At 64.7% G+C, this 17433-nt stretch carries 17 protein-coding genes; 6 read left to right on the top strand and 11 right to left on the bottom strand.

Annotation, left to right across the window (positions count from 1 at the left end; genetic code table 11):
- The first annotated feature begins 107 nt into the window (after positions 1 to 107).
- Complete coding sequence (gene secA, locus AC56LG_RS03600; protein WP_497164759.1) at positions 108 to 2888, top strand: preprotein translocase subunit SecA; 2781 nt, start codon at positions 108 to 110, stop codon at positions 2886 to 2888.
- 45 nt (positions 2889 to 2933) lie between these two features.
- On the opposite strand, the gene AC56LG_RS03595 is transcribed toward secA, so the two are convergent.
- Positions 2934 to 3113: a hypothetical protein gene (locus AC56LG_RS03595; protein ID WP_497164758.1), complete on the bottom strand. Its 180-nt coding sequence runs from the start codon at positions 3111 to 3113 to the stop codon at positions 2934 to 2936.
- A 1-nt stretch (position 3114) separates the two neighbouring features.
- On the opposite strand from AC56LG_RS03595, the gene AC56LG_RS03590 reads away from it, so the two are divergent.
- A complete protein-coding gene (locus tag AC56LG_RS03590; protein WP_497164757.1) occupies positions 3115 to 4038 on the top strand; it encodes an OmpA family protein in 924 nt (307 codons plus the stop codon).
- 288 nt (positions 4039 to 4326) lie between these two features.
- Here the strand turns inward: AC56LG_RS03590 and AC56LG_RS03585 are convergent, their stop codons facing one another.
- From AC56LG_RS03585 to AC56LG_RS03570, 4 genes are all read right to left on the bottom strand, one after another.
- Positions 4327 to 5349 (bottom strand): peptidoglycan recognition protein family protein, encoded by a 1023-nt coding sequence (locus tag AC56LG_RS03585; protein ID WP_497164756.1) that lies wholly within the window; start codon positions 5347 to 5349, stop codon positions 4327 to 4329.
- Positions 5350 to 5360: 11 nt separating this feature from the next.
- A complete protein-coding gene (locus tag AC56LG_RS03580; protein ID WP_497164755.1) occupies positions 5361 to 6095 on the bottom strand; it encodes a hypothetical protein in 735 nt (244 codons plus the stop codon).
- 202 nt (positions 6096 to 6297) lie between these two features.
- Positions 6298 to 7512 carry a glycosyltransferase family 87 protein gene (locus AC56LG_RS03575; RefSeq protein WP_497164754.1) on the bottom strand — a complete coding sequence of 405 codons (1215 nt, stop codon included), beginning with the start codon at positions 7510 to 7512 and terminating at the stop codon, positions 6298 to 6300.
- A complete protein-coding gene (locus AC56LG_RS03570; protein ID WP_497164753.1) occupies positions 7509 to 8720 on the bottom strand; it encodes a glycosyltransferase family 87 protein in 1212 nt (403 codons plus the stop codon). Before AC56LG_RS03570 ends, AC56LG_RS03575 begins: the two co-directional genes overlap by 4 nt.
- Positions 8721 to 9016: 296 nt before the next feature.
- Between AC56LG_RS03570 and argJ the strand changes: the two genes are divergently transcribed.
- The 4 genes from argJ to AC56LG_RS03550 all read left to right on the top strand — a co-directional run bounded on the left by argJ (position 9017) and on the right by AC56LG_RS03550 (position 13153).
- Positions 9017 to 10255, top strand: coding sequence for a bifunctional glutamate N-acetyltransferase/amino-acid acetyltransferase ArgJ (argJ, locus tag AC56LG_RS03565; protein ID WP_497164752.1), 1239 nt, complete (start codon positions 9017 to 9019; stop codon positions 10253 to 10255).
- 12 nt (positions 10256 to 10267) lie between these two features.
- A complete protein-coding gene (locus tag AC56LG_RS03560) occupies positions 10268 to 11155 on the top strand; it encodes an ATP-binding protein (protein WP_497164751.1) in 888 nt (295 codons plus the stop codon).
- Between the two features lie 252 nt (positions 11156 to 11407).
- Entirely contained in the window at positions 11408 to 11818 is a 411-nt protein-coding gene (locus tag AC56LG_RS03555; protein ID WP_497164750.1) for an NUDIX domain-containing protein, read from the top strand.
- Between the two features lie 33 nt (positions 11819 to 11851).
- Positions 11852 to 13153: a D-amino acid dehydrogenase gene (locus AC56LG_RS03550; RefSeq protein ID WP_497164749.1), complete on the top strand. Its 1302-nt coding sequence runs from the start codon at positions 11852 to 11854 to the stop codon at positions 13151 to 13153.
- A 154-nt stretch (positions 13154 to 13307) separates the two neighbouring features.
- On the opposite strand, the gene AC56LG_RS03545 is transcribed toward AC56LG_RS03550, so the two are convergent.
- From AC56LG_RS03545 to AC56LG_RS03520, 6 genes are all read right to left on the bottom strand, one after another.
- Positions 13308 to 13496 (bottom strand): DNA gyrase inhibitor YacG, encoded by a 189-nt coding sequence (locus tag AC56LG_RS03545; RefSeq protein WP_497164748.1) that lies wholly within the window; start codon positions 13494 to 13496, stop codon positions 13308 to 13310.
- An 18-nt stretch (positions 13497 to 13514) separates the two neighbouring features.
- Positions 13515 to 14270: a cell division protein ZapD gene (zapD, locus tag AC56LG_RS03540; RefSeq protein ID WP_497164747.1), complete on the bottom strand. Its 756-nt coding sequence runs from the start codon at positions 14268 to 14270 to the stop codon at positions 13515 to 13517.
- Between the two features lie 64 nt (positions 14271 to 14334).
- Complete coding sequence (gene coaE, locus AC56LG_RS03535; protein WP_497164746.1) at positions 14335 to 14982, bottom strand: dephospho-CoA kinase; 648 nt, start codon at positions 14980 to 14982, stop codon at positions 14335 to 14337.
- A 4-nt stretch (positions 14983 to 14986) separates the two neighbouring features.
- Positions 14987 to 15853, bottom strand: a complete 867-nt coding sequence (locus AC56LG_RS03530; RefSeq protein ID WP_497164745.1) for a prepilin peptidase — start codon at positions 15851 to 15853, stop codon at positions 14987 to 14989.
- Positions 15854 to 15960: 107 nt separating this feature from the next.
- A complete protein-coding gene (locus AC56LG_RS03525) occupies positions 15961 to 16632 on the bottom strand; it encodes an RES family NAD+ phosphorylase (protein ID WP_497164744.1) in 672 nt (223 codons plus the stop codon).
- The gene (locus AC56LG_RS03520) at positions 16625 to 17347 is read right to left on the bottom strand and encodes a hypothetical protein (protein ID WP_497164743.1); all 723 of its coding nucleotides are present in this window, start codon (positions 17345 to 17347) and stop codon (positions 16625 to 16627) included. The genes AC56LG_RS03525 and AC56LG_RS03520 overlap by 8 nt, the downstream gene beginning before the upstream one ends.
- Between the last annotated feature and the right edge of the window lie 86 nt (positions 17348 to 17433).

Below are 17433 nucleotides of genomic sequence, written 5' to 3'. Positions count from 1 at the left end.
CGACCGTCATGACAACGCGCAGTAGGTTTTTCAAGGTTCCCTTGAGTAGGTATCGCTTTTGATATCATCCCTGGCTCTTTTTGCGGCGTCTTTTTAAGAAACTTAGCATGTCATTACTGACCCAGATTTTCGGTAGCCGCAACCAGCGGCTGCTCAAGCAATATCAAAAAACCGTGCGTCAGATCAACGCGCTCGAGCCGCAGATGGAAGCGCTGTCGGACGCCGATCTCCAGGCCAAGACCCCGTATTTCAAGGACCGTGTCGCCAAGGGCGAGACGCTCGACGCCATCCTGCCGGAAGCCTTTGCCGTCTGCCGCGAAGCCGCCAAGCGCGTGCTCAAGATGCGCCATTTCGACGTGCAAATGATCGGCGGTATGGTCCTGCACGAAGGCAAGATCGCCGAGATGGGCACGGGTGAAGGCAAGACCTTGATGGCAACCCTGCCGGTCTACCTGAACGCGCTGTCGGGCAAGGGCGTGCACGTCATTACCGTCAACGATTACCTGGCGCAGCGCGATGCCGACTCGATGGGCCGCCTGTACGGCTGGCTCGGCCTGACCACCGGCGTGAACCTGTCGCAGATGGACCATGGCACCAAGCAGACCGCCTACGGTTCCGACATCACCTACGGTACGAATAACGAATTCGGTTTCGACTACCTGCGCGACAACATGGTCTACGAAGCGCGCGAACGCGTGCAGCGCGGCCTGAACTTCGCCGTGGTCGACGAGGTCGACTCGATCCTGATCGACGAAGCGCGTACGCCGCTGATCATTTCGGGCCAGGCGGAGAACCATACCGACCTGTACCACAGCATGAACGCGGTGCCGCCGCAGCTGGTCCAGCAAATCGGCGAAGAAACGCCGGACGGCAAGGGCAAGATCGAAGTCCCGGGCGACTACATCAAGGACGAGAAAGCGCACACCGTGCTGCTGACCGAGGCCGGCCACGAGAACGCCGAAGCCATCCTCACCAAGATGGGCCTGCTGCCGGAAGGCGCCTCGCTGTACGACGCGGCCAACATCACGCTGATCCACCACCTGTATGCGGCGCTGCGCGCCCACGTCCTGTACCACAAGGACCAGCACTACGTGGTGCAGAACAACGAAGTGACCATCGTCGACGAATTCACCGGCCGCCTGATGACGGGCCGGCGCTGGTCCGACGGCCTGCACCAGGCGGTGGAGGCCAAGGAAGGCGTGCGCATCCAGAACGAGAACCAGACCCTGGCCTCGATCACCTTCCAGAACTACTTCCGCATGTACACCAAGCTGTCCGGCATGACCGGTACGGCCGACACCGAAGCCTACGAGTTCCAGGAAATCTACGGCCTCGAGACCGTCGTCATCCCGCCGAACCGTCCGTCGCAGCGCAAGGACCGCCAGGACCAGGTCTATAAATCGGCGCAGGAAAAGTACAACGCGATGTTGATGGACATCCAGGATTGCTACGAGCGCGGCCAGCCCGTGCTGGTGGGTACGACCTCGATCGAGAACTCGGAACTGCTGTCCGGCATCCTCACCAAGGCCGGCTTGCCGCACAACGTCCTGAACGCCAAGCAGCACGCCCGTGAAGCGGAAATCATCGCCCAGGCGGGCCGTCCGAAGATGATCACCATCGCCACCAACATGGCTGGCCGCGGTACCGACATCGTCCTCGGCGGTAACGTCGAGAAGCAGATCCAGATCATCGAAGCGAACAACGACCTGTCAGAAGCCGAGAAAGCCGCGCAAGCCAGGCAGCTGCGCGACGAATGGCAGTCGCTGCACGACCACGTGGTGAATGCCGGCGGCCTGCACATCATCGGCACCGAGCGCCACGAATCGCGCCGCGTCGACAACCAGCTGCGCGGCCGTTCGGGCCGCCAGGGCGATCCGGGTTCCTCGCGCTTCTACCTGTGCCTGGACGACACGCTGCTGCGCATCTTCGCCGGCGACCGCGTGCGCGCGATCATGGAACGCCTGAAAATGCCGGAAGGCGAGCCGATCGAGGCGGGCATCGTCACGCGTTCGATCGAGACCGCCCAGCGCAAGGTCGAAGCGCGCAACTTCGACATCCGCAAGCAGTTGCTCGAATACGACGACGTCGCCAACGACCAGCGCAAGGTGATCTACACCCAGCGTAACGAGCTGCTGGAAGCGGCCGACATCTCGGAACTGATCGCCTCGCTGCGCGCCGGCACCTACACCGACATCGTGCGCACCCACGTGCCGGCCGAATCGGTCGAAGAGCAGTGGGACATCAAGGCGCTGCAGTCGACCCTGGCGGCCGAATGGGCGTTGGACGTGCCGCTCGAGCAGATGCTGGTGGACGAGCCGAACCTGAACGACGACGACATCCTGGAACGGGTGCTGGCCGCGGCCGACGCTTCGTACAACAGCAAGATCGCCATCGTCGGCAAGGAATCCTTCGGCGGCTTCGAGCGCAACGTCATGCTGCAAAGCGTCGACACCCACTGGCGCGAACACCTGTCGGCGCTCGACCACCTGCGCCAGGGCATCCACCTGCGCGGCTACGCGCAGAAGAACCCGAAGCAGGAATACAAGCGCGAAGCCTTCGAGCTGTTCGGCAGCATGCTCGACCAGATCAAGAATGAAGTCATCCGCACCGTGATGACCGTGCGCATCCAGTCGCGCGAAGAAGTCGAGGCGGCGGAAGCGGCCATGGCCGCGCAGGCGGCGCACCTGGAAAACCTGAACTTCCAGCACTCGGAGTTCAACCCGTCGGCCGCGCCGGAAGAGTTGCTGGCGCCGATCGCGACGCCGGGCACCACGCCGCAAACGGCCGAAGACCACAACAGCTACATGGGTGTGAAGGTCGGCCGCAACGATCCATGCCCTTGCGGCAGCGGCAAGAAGTTCAAGGCTTGCCACGGCAAGCTGGCGTAAAGCCTGCGTTGCTGGCATGACGAGGCGCCCTGCGGGGCGCCTTTTTTATTTGGCGTCGGCCTTATGCAATACGGGTGTTTTTTGTGATTTTGTTGTGCGCAGGGAAAACGCTCTTAAAATACTTGCTATTTCAACCATTGCCTGTCCCAGGCCATCGACGATGAAGCCCGTTTCCGCCCCGCGTTCCCGCTCCATTGCAGTTGCCGCACTGACCGTCGCTACCACGTTGAGTGCATTCGCCGCCGCGCCGCTGAAAGACAAGGCGGGCGGAAAAGACCATCCATTGCTGTCGCGGTATGCCGGGTCGGTGCTGTACACCTACGGCGCCAGCTCGCTCGCCCAGGTCGAGCTGGTCGAGCGCAGCAAGGACGAGCCGGTCAAGCGCGAGGTCGAAGGCCGGATCAGCAACCGCCTCTACTGGGGACCGCAGGGCACCAGCGCGCTGGAAGTGTTCCGCAATTACCAGCAGGCGCTGCAGGCGGCCGGATTCGAGACGATGTTCAGCTGCGAGACCCGCCAATGCGAAAAGCTGCGCGTCCAGAAGCTGGTGCAGGATTTTCCCCGCGACGCGAAATGGGCGGAGAGTAACGCCATCGTGAATTCGACCTTCAACAGCGGCAACCAGCCCGGTTTTCATTACCTGAGCGCGCGCAAGCAGGCCGGCGCAGGCACCACCTACGTGCAGGTCGCCCTGGCCGAACGCGACGATGGACGGGCCAGCCAGTTCGTCCAGATCGTCGAGCCGGCCCAGGCGGCGCTGGGCAAGGTCACGGTCGATGCGAAAGCGATCGGCGCCGGCCTGCAGCGCGACGGCAAGATCGCGCTGTACGGCGTGAACTTCGATACCAACAAGGCCGTGCTGCGCGAGGATTCCGCCACCCAGCTGCAAAGCATGGCCGAGGCCCTGAAAGCCGCGCCGGCGATGAAGGTGCTGATCGTCGGCCACACCGACAACCAGGGCGAGATCGAGGCCAACCTGGCGCTGTCGCAAAAGCGCGCCCAGGCCGTGGTCGAGGCACTCAGCGGCAAGTACGGCATCCCCGCCGCCCGCCTGAGCGCGCGCGGCGTCGCCAGTTTTGCGCCGGTGTCGACGAATGCGACGGAAGAGGGGCGCGGGCGTAATCGCCGGGTGGAACTGGTGGTGCGCTGACGGGAAGCATCGGGCGCTGGACCGTAGAGGTTGTGAAAAAATCGTCAGGGCAAGGCGCCGAGTCGAAGACAGTACGAGGGTACGGCGAGACGAGGCAACGCAGCCATGGCGATTTTTTCACAACCTCGTAGGGTGGGCGCCCCGAGCCCACGCGGAAATGTGCACTGTGTTGGCACCAATCGCGGCGTAATGGTTCGCGTCGGTTTGACACATTAATCAAGCCAACATTGACCATCGGTCCGCGTGGGCACGGGGCGCCCACCCTACGTCAACGGCGCGGGCCGTCCATCACCAGGCCATCTTGCTCCAGGTGTTGTCACCGACGATGCCATCCACGCCCAGTCCCTTCGACGACTGGAAGCTGCGCACCGCGGTATTCGTGCCGGCGCCGAAGATGCCGTCGACCACCAGGCCATAACCGCTTTCGTTCAGCTGGCTCTGCACGGCGCGCACCTTGGCGCCCGAGTCGCCCTGCTGGGTGACGACGGTCAGCGCCGGCCAGGTGGCGTTGCCGACGGCGCCGTCGGCGCCCAGGCCCTGCGAGGTCTGGAAGTTCTTCACCGCGTTCTGGGTGGCGGTATCGAAGCTGCCGTTCACCGTGAGCGAATAGCCCCATTGCTGCAGCAGGTACTGGATGGTGCGCACGCGTTCGCCGGTGGCGCCGTACTGGACCAGCGGCCAGGTGAGTCCCGCATCGCTGCCGCCACCGCCGCCGGTACCGCCCGCCACCAGCGCCTTGTAGCGCGGCCAGTCCCAGCCCGAACCCGGGTCGGTATGGCTCTGGCTGGCGAAGTTGACGTGGCCCTTGACGTTGTAGACCGAATCGGACGGCACCGCGTTCCAGCCGCCGCTGCCATCAAAGACCTTTTGCGACAGCCCGCGCGAAGCGAGGATGTCGCGCGTCAGCGCGGCCGAGGCGTTGTACATGGCGCTGGTGTACCAGGTGGCGGGGGCGTTGATGTAGCCCTCGTGCTCGATGCCGATCGTGTAGCCGTTCGAGTTACCGACGTGCCAGGCCTTGTCGGTTTCGCGCACCATCTGCGTCACTTGCCCGTCCGAGGAGCGCACCACGTAGTGGGCGCTGACGCCGGCCTGGCAGTTCTGGAACCAGGAGATGGAACCGGCGTACGAGCCCTGCGTGGTGTGGACGGTCACGTGGCTGATCGCCGCCGTGCGCGCCGAGTAATTGCAGCTGGCGGCCGGATTCCAGATCGCCGGCGGATAGTCAGTGGAGGCGGCGGCGGGCAGCGCTTGCAGGGCGAGGGCGGCCAACGCCAGACCTGCCAGCAGGCCATTCATGTTCTTCTTCATGGAGTGTCTCCTTATTTGTTCTTGGCGGGCGCGTCGACGAAGTCCGGTACCGAAATCTTCGGATCCGGGACACCGGTTTCGACCGTGATGCGGCGCGCGGACAATTTTCTGAGCTTGTCCCTGCCATAGACTTTTTCCATCTCCACGTGGCGCTGGTTGACCTTGAAACCGGCGCCTTCGCGGCCCTGGCGGATCGCGGTCAGGATTTCATAGGTGTAGATCTGGGCGATCTCGGGTTGCGGAATGCCGCTGTAGCGCGCCACCGCGCCTTCCCAGTCCTCGAGCGGGAAGTTCCTGGTCTTGCGCGCGCCGTATTGCGAGAGGAGGGCAGCGGCGGCGCGGATGTTGCTGCGCACGTCCGTCATGACGACGTCGGGCGACACACGGATCAGCGCCGCGCCCTGGGTCAGCGAGGTGCCGAAATAGGTATCGTTGCGCAAGCCCATGATGCCGTAGCTGGGCGGCATGCCGTGGTGCGGATCGGGTTCGATCTCGATCTCCGGCTCGCCGTTCTTTTTCAGGCGGCCTTTTGGCACGTGCGAGGTCCAGCGCGTTTCGGCATAGGCGATCGATTCGAGCAGTTCAACCGGCACGTCGAATTCCTTTGCCGCTTCCTGGAAGTAGTGTTTATACAGCTTGGCGGACGCCGTCAGCTGGCGCGCCTGGCCATCGGCGAACGCGGCGGGCGCGGCGGCGAGGCCGGCGCACAGCACGGCAATCAGCCGCGCCTGGGTAGTGAATGTCATTTCCGTCTCCATTTATACATGTTGTAAGCCCGCGGACAGCACGGGCAGGAACCTGGGTGAGCAGGTCCTGTTCAGTATATGTATGTTGCCCTCGCGCACGATTGAGCCGATGTATTTATTACCTGGCTACACCGCTAATTGACAAGGCGCGGCAATGGTGCTTGCCGCGAGACGCGCAGGCGCTGGAGACGAACGCAAGGAACTAGCCGTTGCGCCCCGCATGCGCGCGCCGTACCAGCATCGTCAGCAGCAGCACGATGACCAGCGGGGCGACCTGGAGCCGGAGGGTGTGGGCGAACAGGCTGGCCAGGATCGGGGCCGCCCAGGCCAGCAGCAGCAGGCGCCGCTCGCCGCGCTCCCAGCCATGCTCGAGCGCGTGCACGGTGAGCCAGGCAATCGGCCACGCCAGCCACACGAGGTCGTAGTCGAACAGGTGCGGGCTGATCAGGAGCGAGCCGAGCACGAGCGCCGCCTTGCGCAGGTAGGGCGGGGCCGGCCGCGCCCAGAGCCAGCCGACGGCGCCCGCCGCCGCCAGCGCCACCGCGGCATGCACCCAGTTGGCGGCGCCGACGCCGAGTCCGAGCAGGCGCATGGCGGCGAACACCGTCGGCATTTTCTCCATCGGCATCAATCCCTGCTCGGCAAACGACTTGGCCACCTGCACCTGGCTGAAAAACGTGAGCATCGACTGCGGCGTGAACACCAGCACGCTCGCACCGAGCAGGCCGAGTGCGGTGAGCGCCGCCCAGCACAAGGTGCGCCAGGCCTTGCCGGCGACCAGGGCGACGGCGAACAGGAGTGCCAGGTGCGGCTTGATCGCCAGCAGGCCGATCAGGACGCCGGCCAGGGCGGGGCGGCGTTCGAGCAGGGTCAGCCCCAGGCCGGCAAGGCTTGCCGTGAACAGGGAATTCTGGCCGTTGGCCACCGTGAACAGGATCGCCGGCGCCGCGAGCGCGGCCAGGGGGGCGGTGCGGTGCGGGATGATGAAACGCAGCACCCGAAGAAACAGGCACAGGCCCGCCGCATTGAAGACCAGGAACGACAGGAAACAGGGGAGCAGCGCCAGCGGCAGCACGGCAAGCAGAAAAGTCGGCGGATAGAACCAGTGCTGCCAGGGCTTGGCCTCGGCGAGCCCCGGCGCCACCGACTGCTGCAGCGGGAACAGGCGTCCGATGTCGTAGGCATCGAGGCCGTGGCCGTCGAGTCCGAGCCGTGACGCGGCCCAGAATACCCGGAAGTCGTTGCCGGAGAAGGGCGTCGCGCGCTCGCCGAGGAGGTCGAGCAGTATGAAGCCGGCGAGGACCGCCAGATGGGCCACCAGCATCGCGCTGGCGTACAGCCTGACGCGCTCGGCTGTGAGCAAGTCGCGCCAGGGGCGGCGCCCCACGGCGATGTCCGGGTTGTCGGCGCGGCTCATGAGGTACTCCCCTGCGTAGCGTCTTCCTGCCACGCGCGGTGCACGATCATGACAAAGAGCGCGAGCGTCACCAGCGGGGCCGCCTGCACCCCGGTGCCCCATGCGATCGGCGCGACCAGCATCGGCGTGAGCCAGGCGGCAGCGAGCACTTCGCGCTCCCAGGGCAGCCAGCCGTGCTCGAGCGCATGGGCCGCGTACCAGGCGACCGGAAAGGCCAGCCAGACGAGGTCGTAGTCGAACAGGTAGGGACTGATCAGGAGCGTGCCCGTCATCAGCGCCGCGGCGCGCAAGCGCGGCGAAGGACAGCGGCGCCAGGTGCGGACCAGGGCCAGCGTCACCAGCACGGCAAGGGTGGCGTGCACGGCATAGGCCGCGCCGGTGCCGAGGCCGAGCAGGCGCGCCAGGGCGAACACCGTCGGCATCTTGTGCCAGGGCAGGGCGCCCGCTTCCAGCGCCGTGCGGGCCAGCACGATGCTGTGCACAAAGGCCTGCGCCGCTTCCGGCGAGACGACCAGGATGCTGGCGGCCACGAACAGGCAGGCGCTAAGCGCAGCCGCGAGCGCCGCGCGATAGTGGCCGGCGGCCAGCAGCGCCACCGGAAACAGGACGGCCAGGTGCGGCTTGATCGCCAGCAGGCCGACGCAGACGCCGGCGGCGACGGGGCGGCGCTCGAGCAGCAGCAGCGCGGCGGCCGCCAGCGCGGCCGTCAGGAAGCCGTTCTGGCCTTGCAGGAAGTTGATGACGATGCCGGGAAAGGCCAGCGCCAGCAGGGGCGCGCCGGGATGGCGGACGACCCGCCGCAGCAGCACGAGGAAGGCGCACAGGGTGGCGCCCGTGAACAGCGCGAACGCCAGCGCATACGGCAGCAGCGCAAGCGGCAGGACGATCAGATAAAACGTCGGCGGATAGAACCAGGCGTAGACGCTGGTCGACGCGGGAACCGCGATGCGCTGCGTGACGGCCAGCTTGGCCACGTCGTAGGCGTCGGCGGCGGCGCCGTGCAGCCAGGTGTGCGAGGCGCTCCAGAAGGCGATGAAATCGGTGCCGAGGGGCTTGCCCTGCGCATCGACGCCGTCGTGGGAACCCGCCAGCAGCCAGATTCCGGTCAGCACGTACATGAAGAGGAAAACGCGGGGATAGGTTTTCAGCCGGTCCTGGTTGAGCCAGTGGGGCGCCGGGAGAGCGTCAAGAGGGTGTGCGGGTGGCATGGGTGCGCTGAATCCTGTGGAAACCTGCGTTATTCGTGAAAGACGGGAGACGCCGTGCGCAGCCGCAGAGCAGCCTCGGATGCGTTCCGCGCAACCATGAATTGTAGTAAGGCAATTTTAATGAAATTTGTTCCGCGTCGATGCCGTTCCTGTTGAACGACCGCGTGCCGCTACGCTGCGGCGCGAAAGACACACTTCAAGCGATGGCGGCAACAGGACAGCGCGAAACGGTACGCGGCGTCCTGCCGGCGCGCGCAGTACAATATTGAATTCGAAATCTTTCCAATGAGACCACCATGGCCGTGAATTCCCCTCTGCCCGTCGCCGCCGACCTGAAACCGGTTGCCGGCATCGACATCGGTTTTGCCCAAGCCGGCATCAAGAAGCCCAACCGCAAGGACGTCCTCGTGATGCGCCTGGCCGACGGCGCCACCGTCGCCGGCGTGTTCACCCTGAACCGCTTCTGCGCGGCGCCGGTGCAGGTCAGCAAGGCGAACCTGGCAGCGGTGAACAACGGCGGCAAGCCGATCCGCGCGCTGGTGGTCAATACTGGCAACGCCAACGCCGGCACCGGCGAAGCGGGCCTGGCCAATGCCCAGGCTACCTGCGCCGAAGTGGCGAAACTGCTCGGCTGCGATGCGCAGCAGGTGCTGCCGTTCTCGACCGGCGTGATCCTGGAGCCGCTGCCGGTCGCCAAAATCGTCGCCGGCCTGCCGGCCGCGATCGAGAACCTCACCGCGGACAACTGGTTCAACGCCGCCGAGGCGATCATGACCACCGACACCCAGCCGAAGGCGGCGTCGCGTACCGTCACCATCGGTGGCCACACCGTCACCATGACCGGCATCAGCAAGGGCGCCGGCATGATCAAGCCGAACATGGCGACCATGCTCGGCTACCTCGCGTTCGACGCGAAAGTGGCGCAGCCGGTGCTGGACGAACTGGTGAAATACGCGGCCGACCGCTCGTTCAACAGCATCACCATCGACGGCGACACCTCGACCAACGATTCCTTCATGCTGATCGCCACCGGCGCCGGCAGCCTGGTCGTGAACGAAGCGTCGGGCGCCGACTACGAAGCCTTGAAAGAAGCCGTCACCGACATCTCGCGCAACCTGGCGCAGCAGATCATCCGCGACGGCGAAGGCGCCACCAAGTTCATCACCATCACCGTCGAAGAAGGCCGCTCGCTCGAGGAGTGCCGCAAGATCGCCTACGCGATCGCCCACTCGCCGCTGGTGAAGACCGCCTTCTTCGCCTCGGACCCGAACCTGGGCCGCATCCTGGCCGCCGTCGGCTATGCCGGCGTCGACGACCTCGACGTGACCAAGCTCGATCTGTACCTGGACGACGTCTGGGTCGCGAAAGCGGGCGGGCGCAATCCGGATTACCAGGAAGCGGATGGCCAGCGCGTGATGAAGCAGGCCGAGATCCTGGTGCGCGTCACCCTGGGACGCGGCGATGCCAGCGCCACCGTCTGGACCTGCGACCTGTCGCACGACTACGTCAGCATCAACGCCGACTACCGCTCGTAAGCAGGGAAGCGCATGACGCCGCTCGAACAGTTCCTGCACCGCGCCGAAGGCTTGTTGGCCCGGGTCGAGGCGATCCTGCCACCGGCGCCGCGCGAGCCGGATTTCAGGCGCGCGTTCGCCTTTCGCTGGCGCCGCCGCGCGGGCGGCGGCGGCTGTTACCTGCAGCCGGTGCTGCACGCCTCGACCATCCGCTTCGAGGACCTGCAGCACGTCGATGCGCAAAAGCGCCAGATCGAACAGAACACGCGCCAGTTCGTGGCGCGCCGGCCGGCCAACAACGTCCTGCTGACGGGTGCGCGCGGCACCGGCAAATCGTCGCTCATCAAGGCTTGCCTGAACGGCTTTGCCGACCAGGGCCTGCGCCTGATCGAGGTCGACAAGGCCGATCTCGCCGACCTGCCCGACATCGTCGACCTGGTGGCGGCGCGTCCCGAACGCTTCGTGATCTTTTGCGACGACCTCTCGTTCGAGGAAGGGGAGGCCGGCTACAAGGCGCTGAAGGTGGCGCTCGACGGCAGCGTGGCGACCCAGTCGGACAACGTCCTGATCTACGCCACCTCGAACCGGCGCCACCTGATGCCGGAAAAGATGGCGGACAACACGGGCTACAAACACGGCGACGATGGCGAGCTGCATCCGGGCGAGGCGGTGGAAGAAAAGATTTCGCTGTCGGAGCGCTTCGGCTTGTGGCTGTCGTTCTACCCGTTCCGCCAGGACGACTATCTGGAAATCGTGGCGCACTGGTTAAGCAGTTTCGGCTGCACGCCGGCGCAGATCGAGTCCGCGCGGGGCGAGGCGCTGCAATGGGCCCTGGGCCGCGGTTCGCGTTCCGGGCGCGTGGCCTGGCAGTTCGCCAAGGATTACGCCGGCAAGCTCGCCACGGAGCCAGATCAGCAATGAACGTAGGGTGGACTTCGTCCACGCGTGATACGCGACGGCTCCGTTATCGTGCTCGACGATCTCGCTGCCACGTATCACCGCGTGGACGGAGTCCACCCTACGAACCCCAAATCAGCGTTTCGATATCGCCGCCGTAAAACCCCATTCCCGCCGGTTATCCCACCCCGCTTTTTTGTACCGATCCCTGCAACACTGCCAATGCTTTAAGCATCAGGCTGGCGTACAATATCGGCTTTTCCGGATGGACCACCGATGCAGCAAGCGACAACCCGGCCGATCGATGTGGCGGTCGGCATCCTGATGCGCCCGAACGGCGACGTGCTGCTCGGTCAGCGCCCGGACGGTAAACCCTATGCGGGCTACTGGGAATTCCCCGGCGGTAAAGTCGAGCGGGACGAAGACATCTTCACCGCCCTGCAGCGCGAATTCGTCGAGGAACTGGGCGTGCACATCGTCAGTGCCGAGCAATGGTGCTGTGTCGAACATGTCTACGAGCACGCCCATGTGCGGCTTCATTTTTATATCAGCCGCGACTGGCGCGGCGAACCGCAAAGCCTGGAAGGCCAGGCCTTTGCGTGGCAAGGGACAGTCGGCCTTACCCCGCTGCTGCCCGCTACCATCCCCCTGCTGGCGTGGCTCGATCAGCTGCGTTATGCCGGGTAAAAACGCAGTCAACCAATCTGTTCAAGGATCCCTGTGAAAATCATCGTCTTGGGTAGTGGTGTCATCGGCACCACCACGGCGTATTACCTGGCCCAGTCGGGGCACGACGTCACGGTCATCGACCGCCAGCCGGCCGCCGGCATGGAAACGAGTTACGGCAACGCCGGCGAAATCTCGCCCGGCTACGCCTCGCCGTGGGCTGGTCCCGGCGTGCCGGCGAAGGCCGTCAAGTGGCTGATGATGCAGCACAGCCCGCTGGTGGTGCGTCCCAAGCTCGACCCGAATCAGTGGCGCTGGATGCTGTCGATGCTGGCCAACTGCAATCACAAGAGCTACGCCATCAACAAGGGCCGCATGGTGCGCCTGGCCGAGTACAGCCGCGACGTGATGGTGCAGCTGCGCGCCGACACCGGCATCGCCTACGACGAGCGCACCCAGGGCACCCTGCAACTGTTCCGCACCCAGAAGCAACTGGATGGCGCCGCCACCGACATCGCCGTGCTGCAGCAGTATGGCGTGCCTTATAAGGTGCTCGATCCGGCCGGCTGCGAAGCCTATGAACCGGCATTGAAAAACGTGCGCGGCAAATTCGTCGGCGGCCTGCTGCTGCCGAACGACGAAACCGGCGACTGCTTCAAGTTCACCCAGAAGCTGGCCGAGATGGCCAAGGAACTGGGCGTGAAATTCCGCCACGGCGTCGAGATCAAGCGCCTCTCGGTCGAAGGCGACAAGGTGGTCGGCGTGGTCACCTCGCAGGGCGAACTGAAGGCCGATTCCTTCGTGCTGGCGCTGGGCAGCTATTCGCCCTTCGTGCTGAAACAGATCGGTATCCACATCCCGGTGTATCCGGTGAAGGGCTATTCGATCACGGTGCCGATCACGAACGCCGCCGGCGCGCCGGAATCGACCATCATGGACGAAACCTACAAGGTCGCGATCACGCGCCTGGGCGACCGCATCCGCGTCGGCGGTACGGCCGAACTGGCCGGCTTCGACCTGAGCCTGCACAAGGCGCGCCGCGACACGCTGGAACACTCGGTGACCGACCTGTTCCCGCAGGGCGGCGACGTGAGCAAGGCCGAGTTCTGGTGCGGCCTGCGCCCGATGACGCCGGACGGCACGCCGGTGGTCGGCCCGACCCCGTACCGCAACCTGTTCCTCAATACCGGCCACGGCACGCTCGGCTGGACCATGGCCTGCGGCTCCGGCCGCGTGCTGGCCGACATGGTCTCGGGGCGCCAGCCGGAGATCGGCCTGGAAGGCTTGTTCATGGATCGTTATGGCCGCCGCAACAAGCCGGTGCTGGTGCCGGGCGGGATCAGCGTTACCGCGTAAGTTGTTGTAGGGTGGGCCGGGCGGCGATCCGCTCTCGTGCCCACGCGGTACCACGCGTGATCATCGAAACGTATCACCAGGATGCCGAGTCGATGATCAACAACCGTACCGCGTGCGCACAAGTGCGCACCCTACGGTGCGCCAGCGCTCCGGTTCAGTGCTTGTCGTCGTCCAGCGGGTCGTGCTGCGGCTCGTTCGGCGCAGCGGCGGGGATGGTGTACTTTTCTTCGGCCCAGGCGCCGAGGTCGATCTGTTTGCAGCGCTCGGAGCAGAACGGACGGTACTTGTTTTCAGGCGTCCATTCGACTTTTTTGGCGCAGGTGGGGCAGGCTACAACGGTCATGGCGGTACGTGTCAGGCTTCAGAAATTACAGAGGGTGAGCTCGAATGGTACATCTTCTTCCAGCGACTTCGGTTTCAGGTCGCCGCCCTGGGTGGTGAAGCGTACCCACAGCATATACTTGTTGGCCGAGATTTCGGGAATCGCACCGAGCGATTCGTCCAGGCCGAGGCGCAGCATGTGGTACACCTTCCCCTGCAGCATTTGCTGGTAGCTGCCGGCGGCGGCGATCATCTTGGTCGGGCGGCCCGAATCGCGCAGCAGGCGCAGCACCAGGGCGAGGGCGTCGCACAGCGGCGTCAGCGGACCGAACCAGCCCATGATGTCGGCATGGCGCTGGTCATACGGACGTTTCTGCCAGGCGTAGTACGAGGGCAGGTCGAATTCGCAGGCGCCGCCGGGAATGATGGTGCGGCCGCGGATGCTCATCAGCCATTCATTGTCGCGCACGTTCTGGCCGGTCTTGCCCTGGCTCGCCACGAGGGCGCTGCTGACCTGGTCGAGTTCGGCGAGGATGGCGTCGAGCGCTTCCGGCGCCACGTTGGGGTTGCTGCGGTAGGCCAGCAGGCTTTGCTTCTGGCGCTCGAGTTCCTGCAGCAGGTCGGACTTCAGGTCGGCGCGGCCGGCCACTTCCAGCATGTCGAAGATCGTCGAGAGCGCCACGTGGTGCTGCATCGGGTGCTCCTGACGTACAAAGAACTTGAATTTCTCGTACAGGTCCTCCAGCCGCAACAACGTGCGAATGCGCTCGTTGAAAGGATATTCGTAGACGATCAAAGTGACATTCCCCTGAATGTGGGCTGGCGAGCAACTCCGTGATTCTGAACCATGCGGAGCAAAATTACAAACCCTGCATTGTAGCAGCGGCCAGGCGCGCGCTTTCCGCCATGTAGAACGCATGCAGGCGCTCGACCTGGGGCCGCAAGGTGTCCAGGCCGTCGTCATTGACGACCACGTCGTCGGCCGCGGCGAGGCGCTGTTCGCGCGTGACCTGGGCCGCCATGATGGCGCGCACCTGCGCCTCAAGCAGGTTGTTGCGAGCCATGACGCGCGCGACTTGGGTCTCCTCTTTGCAATCAATTGCAAGAACGCGCGTCACGCGCTCGCGCCAGGTACCGGACTCGATCAGGAGCGGCACCACGAAGATCACATAGGGGCCGGTGGCGACGGCCGCCGCGGCGGCGGTCGCTTCGCGGATGCGCGGATGCAGGATCGCTTCCAGGCGCGTACGGGCACCGGGATCGGTGAACACGAGTTCGCGCATTTTGGCGCGGTCCATGGCGCCGTCCGGCGTGGCGAAGCCGGCGCCGAATTCGGCCAGGATGGCCGGCATGGCGGCGCCGTGCGGCGCGGTGAGGGCGTGGGCGATGGCGTCGGTGTCGACCAGCGAAGCGCCGAGCGCGCCGAACATGTCGGCGACAGTCGTCTTGCCGCAGCCGATGCCGCCGGTCAGGCCGACGGAGAATGCGTGTTTTTGGCCGCTCTCCATGGTCTTACCCGAACACGCCCTGGAAGATGCCGCCGAGCTGGTCGCCGTAGAACAGCGCGATCATGCCGGCCGCGGCAAGGTAGGGACCGAACGGGATCGGCTTGTCGCGCCCGCGCTTGGCGAACACGATCAGGCTGACGCCCACTAACGCGCCCACCACCGAAGACAGCAAAATGATCGTCGGCAGCATCGCCCAGCCGAGCCAGGCGCCCAGCGCCGCCAGCAGCTTGAAGTCGCCGTAGCCCATGCCTTCCTTGCCGGTGGCGAGCTTGAATAGCCAGTACACGGCCCACAGCACCAGGTAGCCGGCCACCGCGCCGATCACGGCGTCGTGCAGCGGAACGAAGGTACCGTTCAGGTTGATCAGCAGACCCGCCCACAGCAGCGGGAAGGTCAAATCGTCGGGCAGCAGCTGGGTATCGACATCGATGAAGGTCATCGCGATCAGCAGCCAGGCGAACAGCAGGGTCGCCATGCCGGCGGCGCCGCTGCCGAATGTCCACACCAGAGCGGCCGACAGCAGGCCGGTCAGCAGTTCGACCGCCGGATAGCGCGCCGAGATCGGCGCCTTGCACTTGCGGCACTTGCCGCGCAGCGCCAGCCAGCTGATCACGGGAATGTTTTCCAGCGCCGTGATCTGGTGGCCGCAATGAGGACAGGCGGAACGGGGCACCATCAGGTTGTAGCGGTCGGTATGCGGCAATTCCTTGCCGCTTTCGTGGGCCACGTAATTGTCGGATTCGCGCTGCATCATCTTCGGGATGCGGTGGATCACCACGTTCAGGAAACTGCCGATGAGCAAGCCGAGCAGGCCGGCGACGAGGGTGGGACCGAGCAAGCCAGGGGCGGCGAAGAGAAGAGTTTCCAACACAGGTTTTCCGATAGGTGAGCGCGTTAATTCCGCAGATCAACCTATTCTAGGGGTTTTCCCTTTTTCTTGAAATGCGCGACCGGATCGCGCGTCGAATTTACGCCGCATCAACTGAAAGCCAAGCCACAGCCGAGGCGATCGAGGATGGTCAGCACGGTCGCTTCGTACTGGGCAATCGGCGCCGGCTTCATGGTTACCGTGATTGCGCCGGGCGCTACCCGGTCGCCGAACAACATCAAGGCCGCGCCTTCGTTCGCGCGCTTCGACATCCAGATGAGGCCCGCCGCATCGGGCATGGTTTTCCAGATATACAAGGCCCACCTGCGTGTACGCGGATAGTCCGGCTTGTTGGTTCCGAACAGTTCCCATTGTTCCAGCCCAGCCGCCTGCAAGCCCTGTTGCAGGTCCACCAGTTGCAGGTCGGGAAGATGAATCTTGCTCAGGTGCTGCTTGCCCGCCTTGTCGCGGTCCCAGTCGTGCAAGTAGCCGGTCGATGGGGTCGGTATGTCGTGCAGGATCACTTCGGAAATCGCACCTGCCTCGGTTTCGGCGGCGTAGATAGTCGGAATGACTTTGTTCGTATCGGGATCGATGAGCGGGCTAAAGCGGGCGTTGCCGTTCGTGGTGTCGTTGAAAGCGTCCGGCTGGAAGTGGCCGGTCGCCGGATCGAAGTTGTGGACGCGGCACCATTCGGATGCCGCCTGCCGGCGCAGGCGGAACAGACAGGGCGGCGGCGGTTCGGGCAGGTAGGGCAGTTTCTCCGCGGGGCCATCAACCATGCGTGGCTCCGCGCACGTGGGCGGCAGCCGCTTCGATCACCGCCGCCGGGTTATCGGCAAGTACTTCGCGGGGGCGGCGCCCGCCGAGTTCGGAACTGGTCGACTCGAACCACGATGCGATACGAAATGGCGTGTAGCCCTGGAAGATCTCGAGCACCCTGGCGACCGCGTCGATCGGTTGTCCGAGCGGGTCGAACTGGTAGCGGGGAAACTCTTTCTGATTGCGCCGATTGATGGCAAACACGCGCCGCTGGCCCAGCAGGCGGTGGGCCAGCGCATGCTTGTTCTTTGCCGCCGGATCGACCTGGTCGCTGACTTCCTTCGACGTCAGCCAGGTTGTTCCGTTCAATACTTGCTCCACCGCGCGTTGCTGCAATTTTTCGATGAGCGGGTCGGCGCGGCGAATCGGTGACTGGTCGACCATATCCTGCACCGGCATCGGTGCACGCTCCGGGGCGGTGGCTGGCGCGAGCGTTTCGACACCGATGGGGGCAGGCGTCCGGCCCCTACCTTTTATTTTGACAATGTACTTGCGCACGTGTTCCTGCGCGTGTTCCTGCGGAGCGGCTACGACACCGAACTCGGCCAATGCGCTGCTGACCGCTTCCTTGGTGATTTGGGTCAGCAAATCATTCAGGTCTTGCAGACCGGATGACTTGCGTCCGCGCCGTGCAGACTTTGGGATAAAGCTGGAATAATGCGCTGTCAGTCCCATGTTGTCCTCCGTTGCTGGATATGTGCGATTTTTGCGAGCTCTGCGAGTAAAGAATAGTATAGCAAGATATCGCAAAAATCGCAGGT

The organism is Telluria sp. ZB2R32, from assembly GCF_059685715.1.
This window is presented reverse-complemented; position numbering and strand designations above follow the sequence as displayed.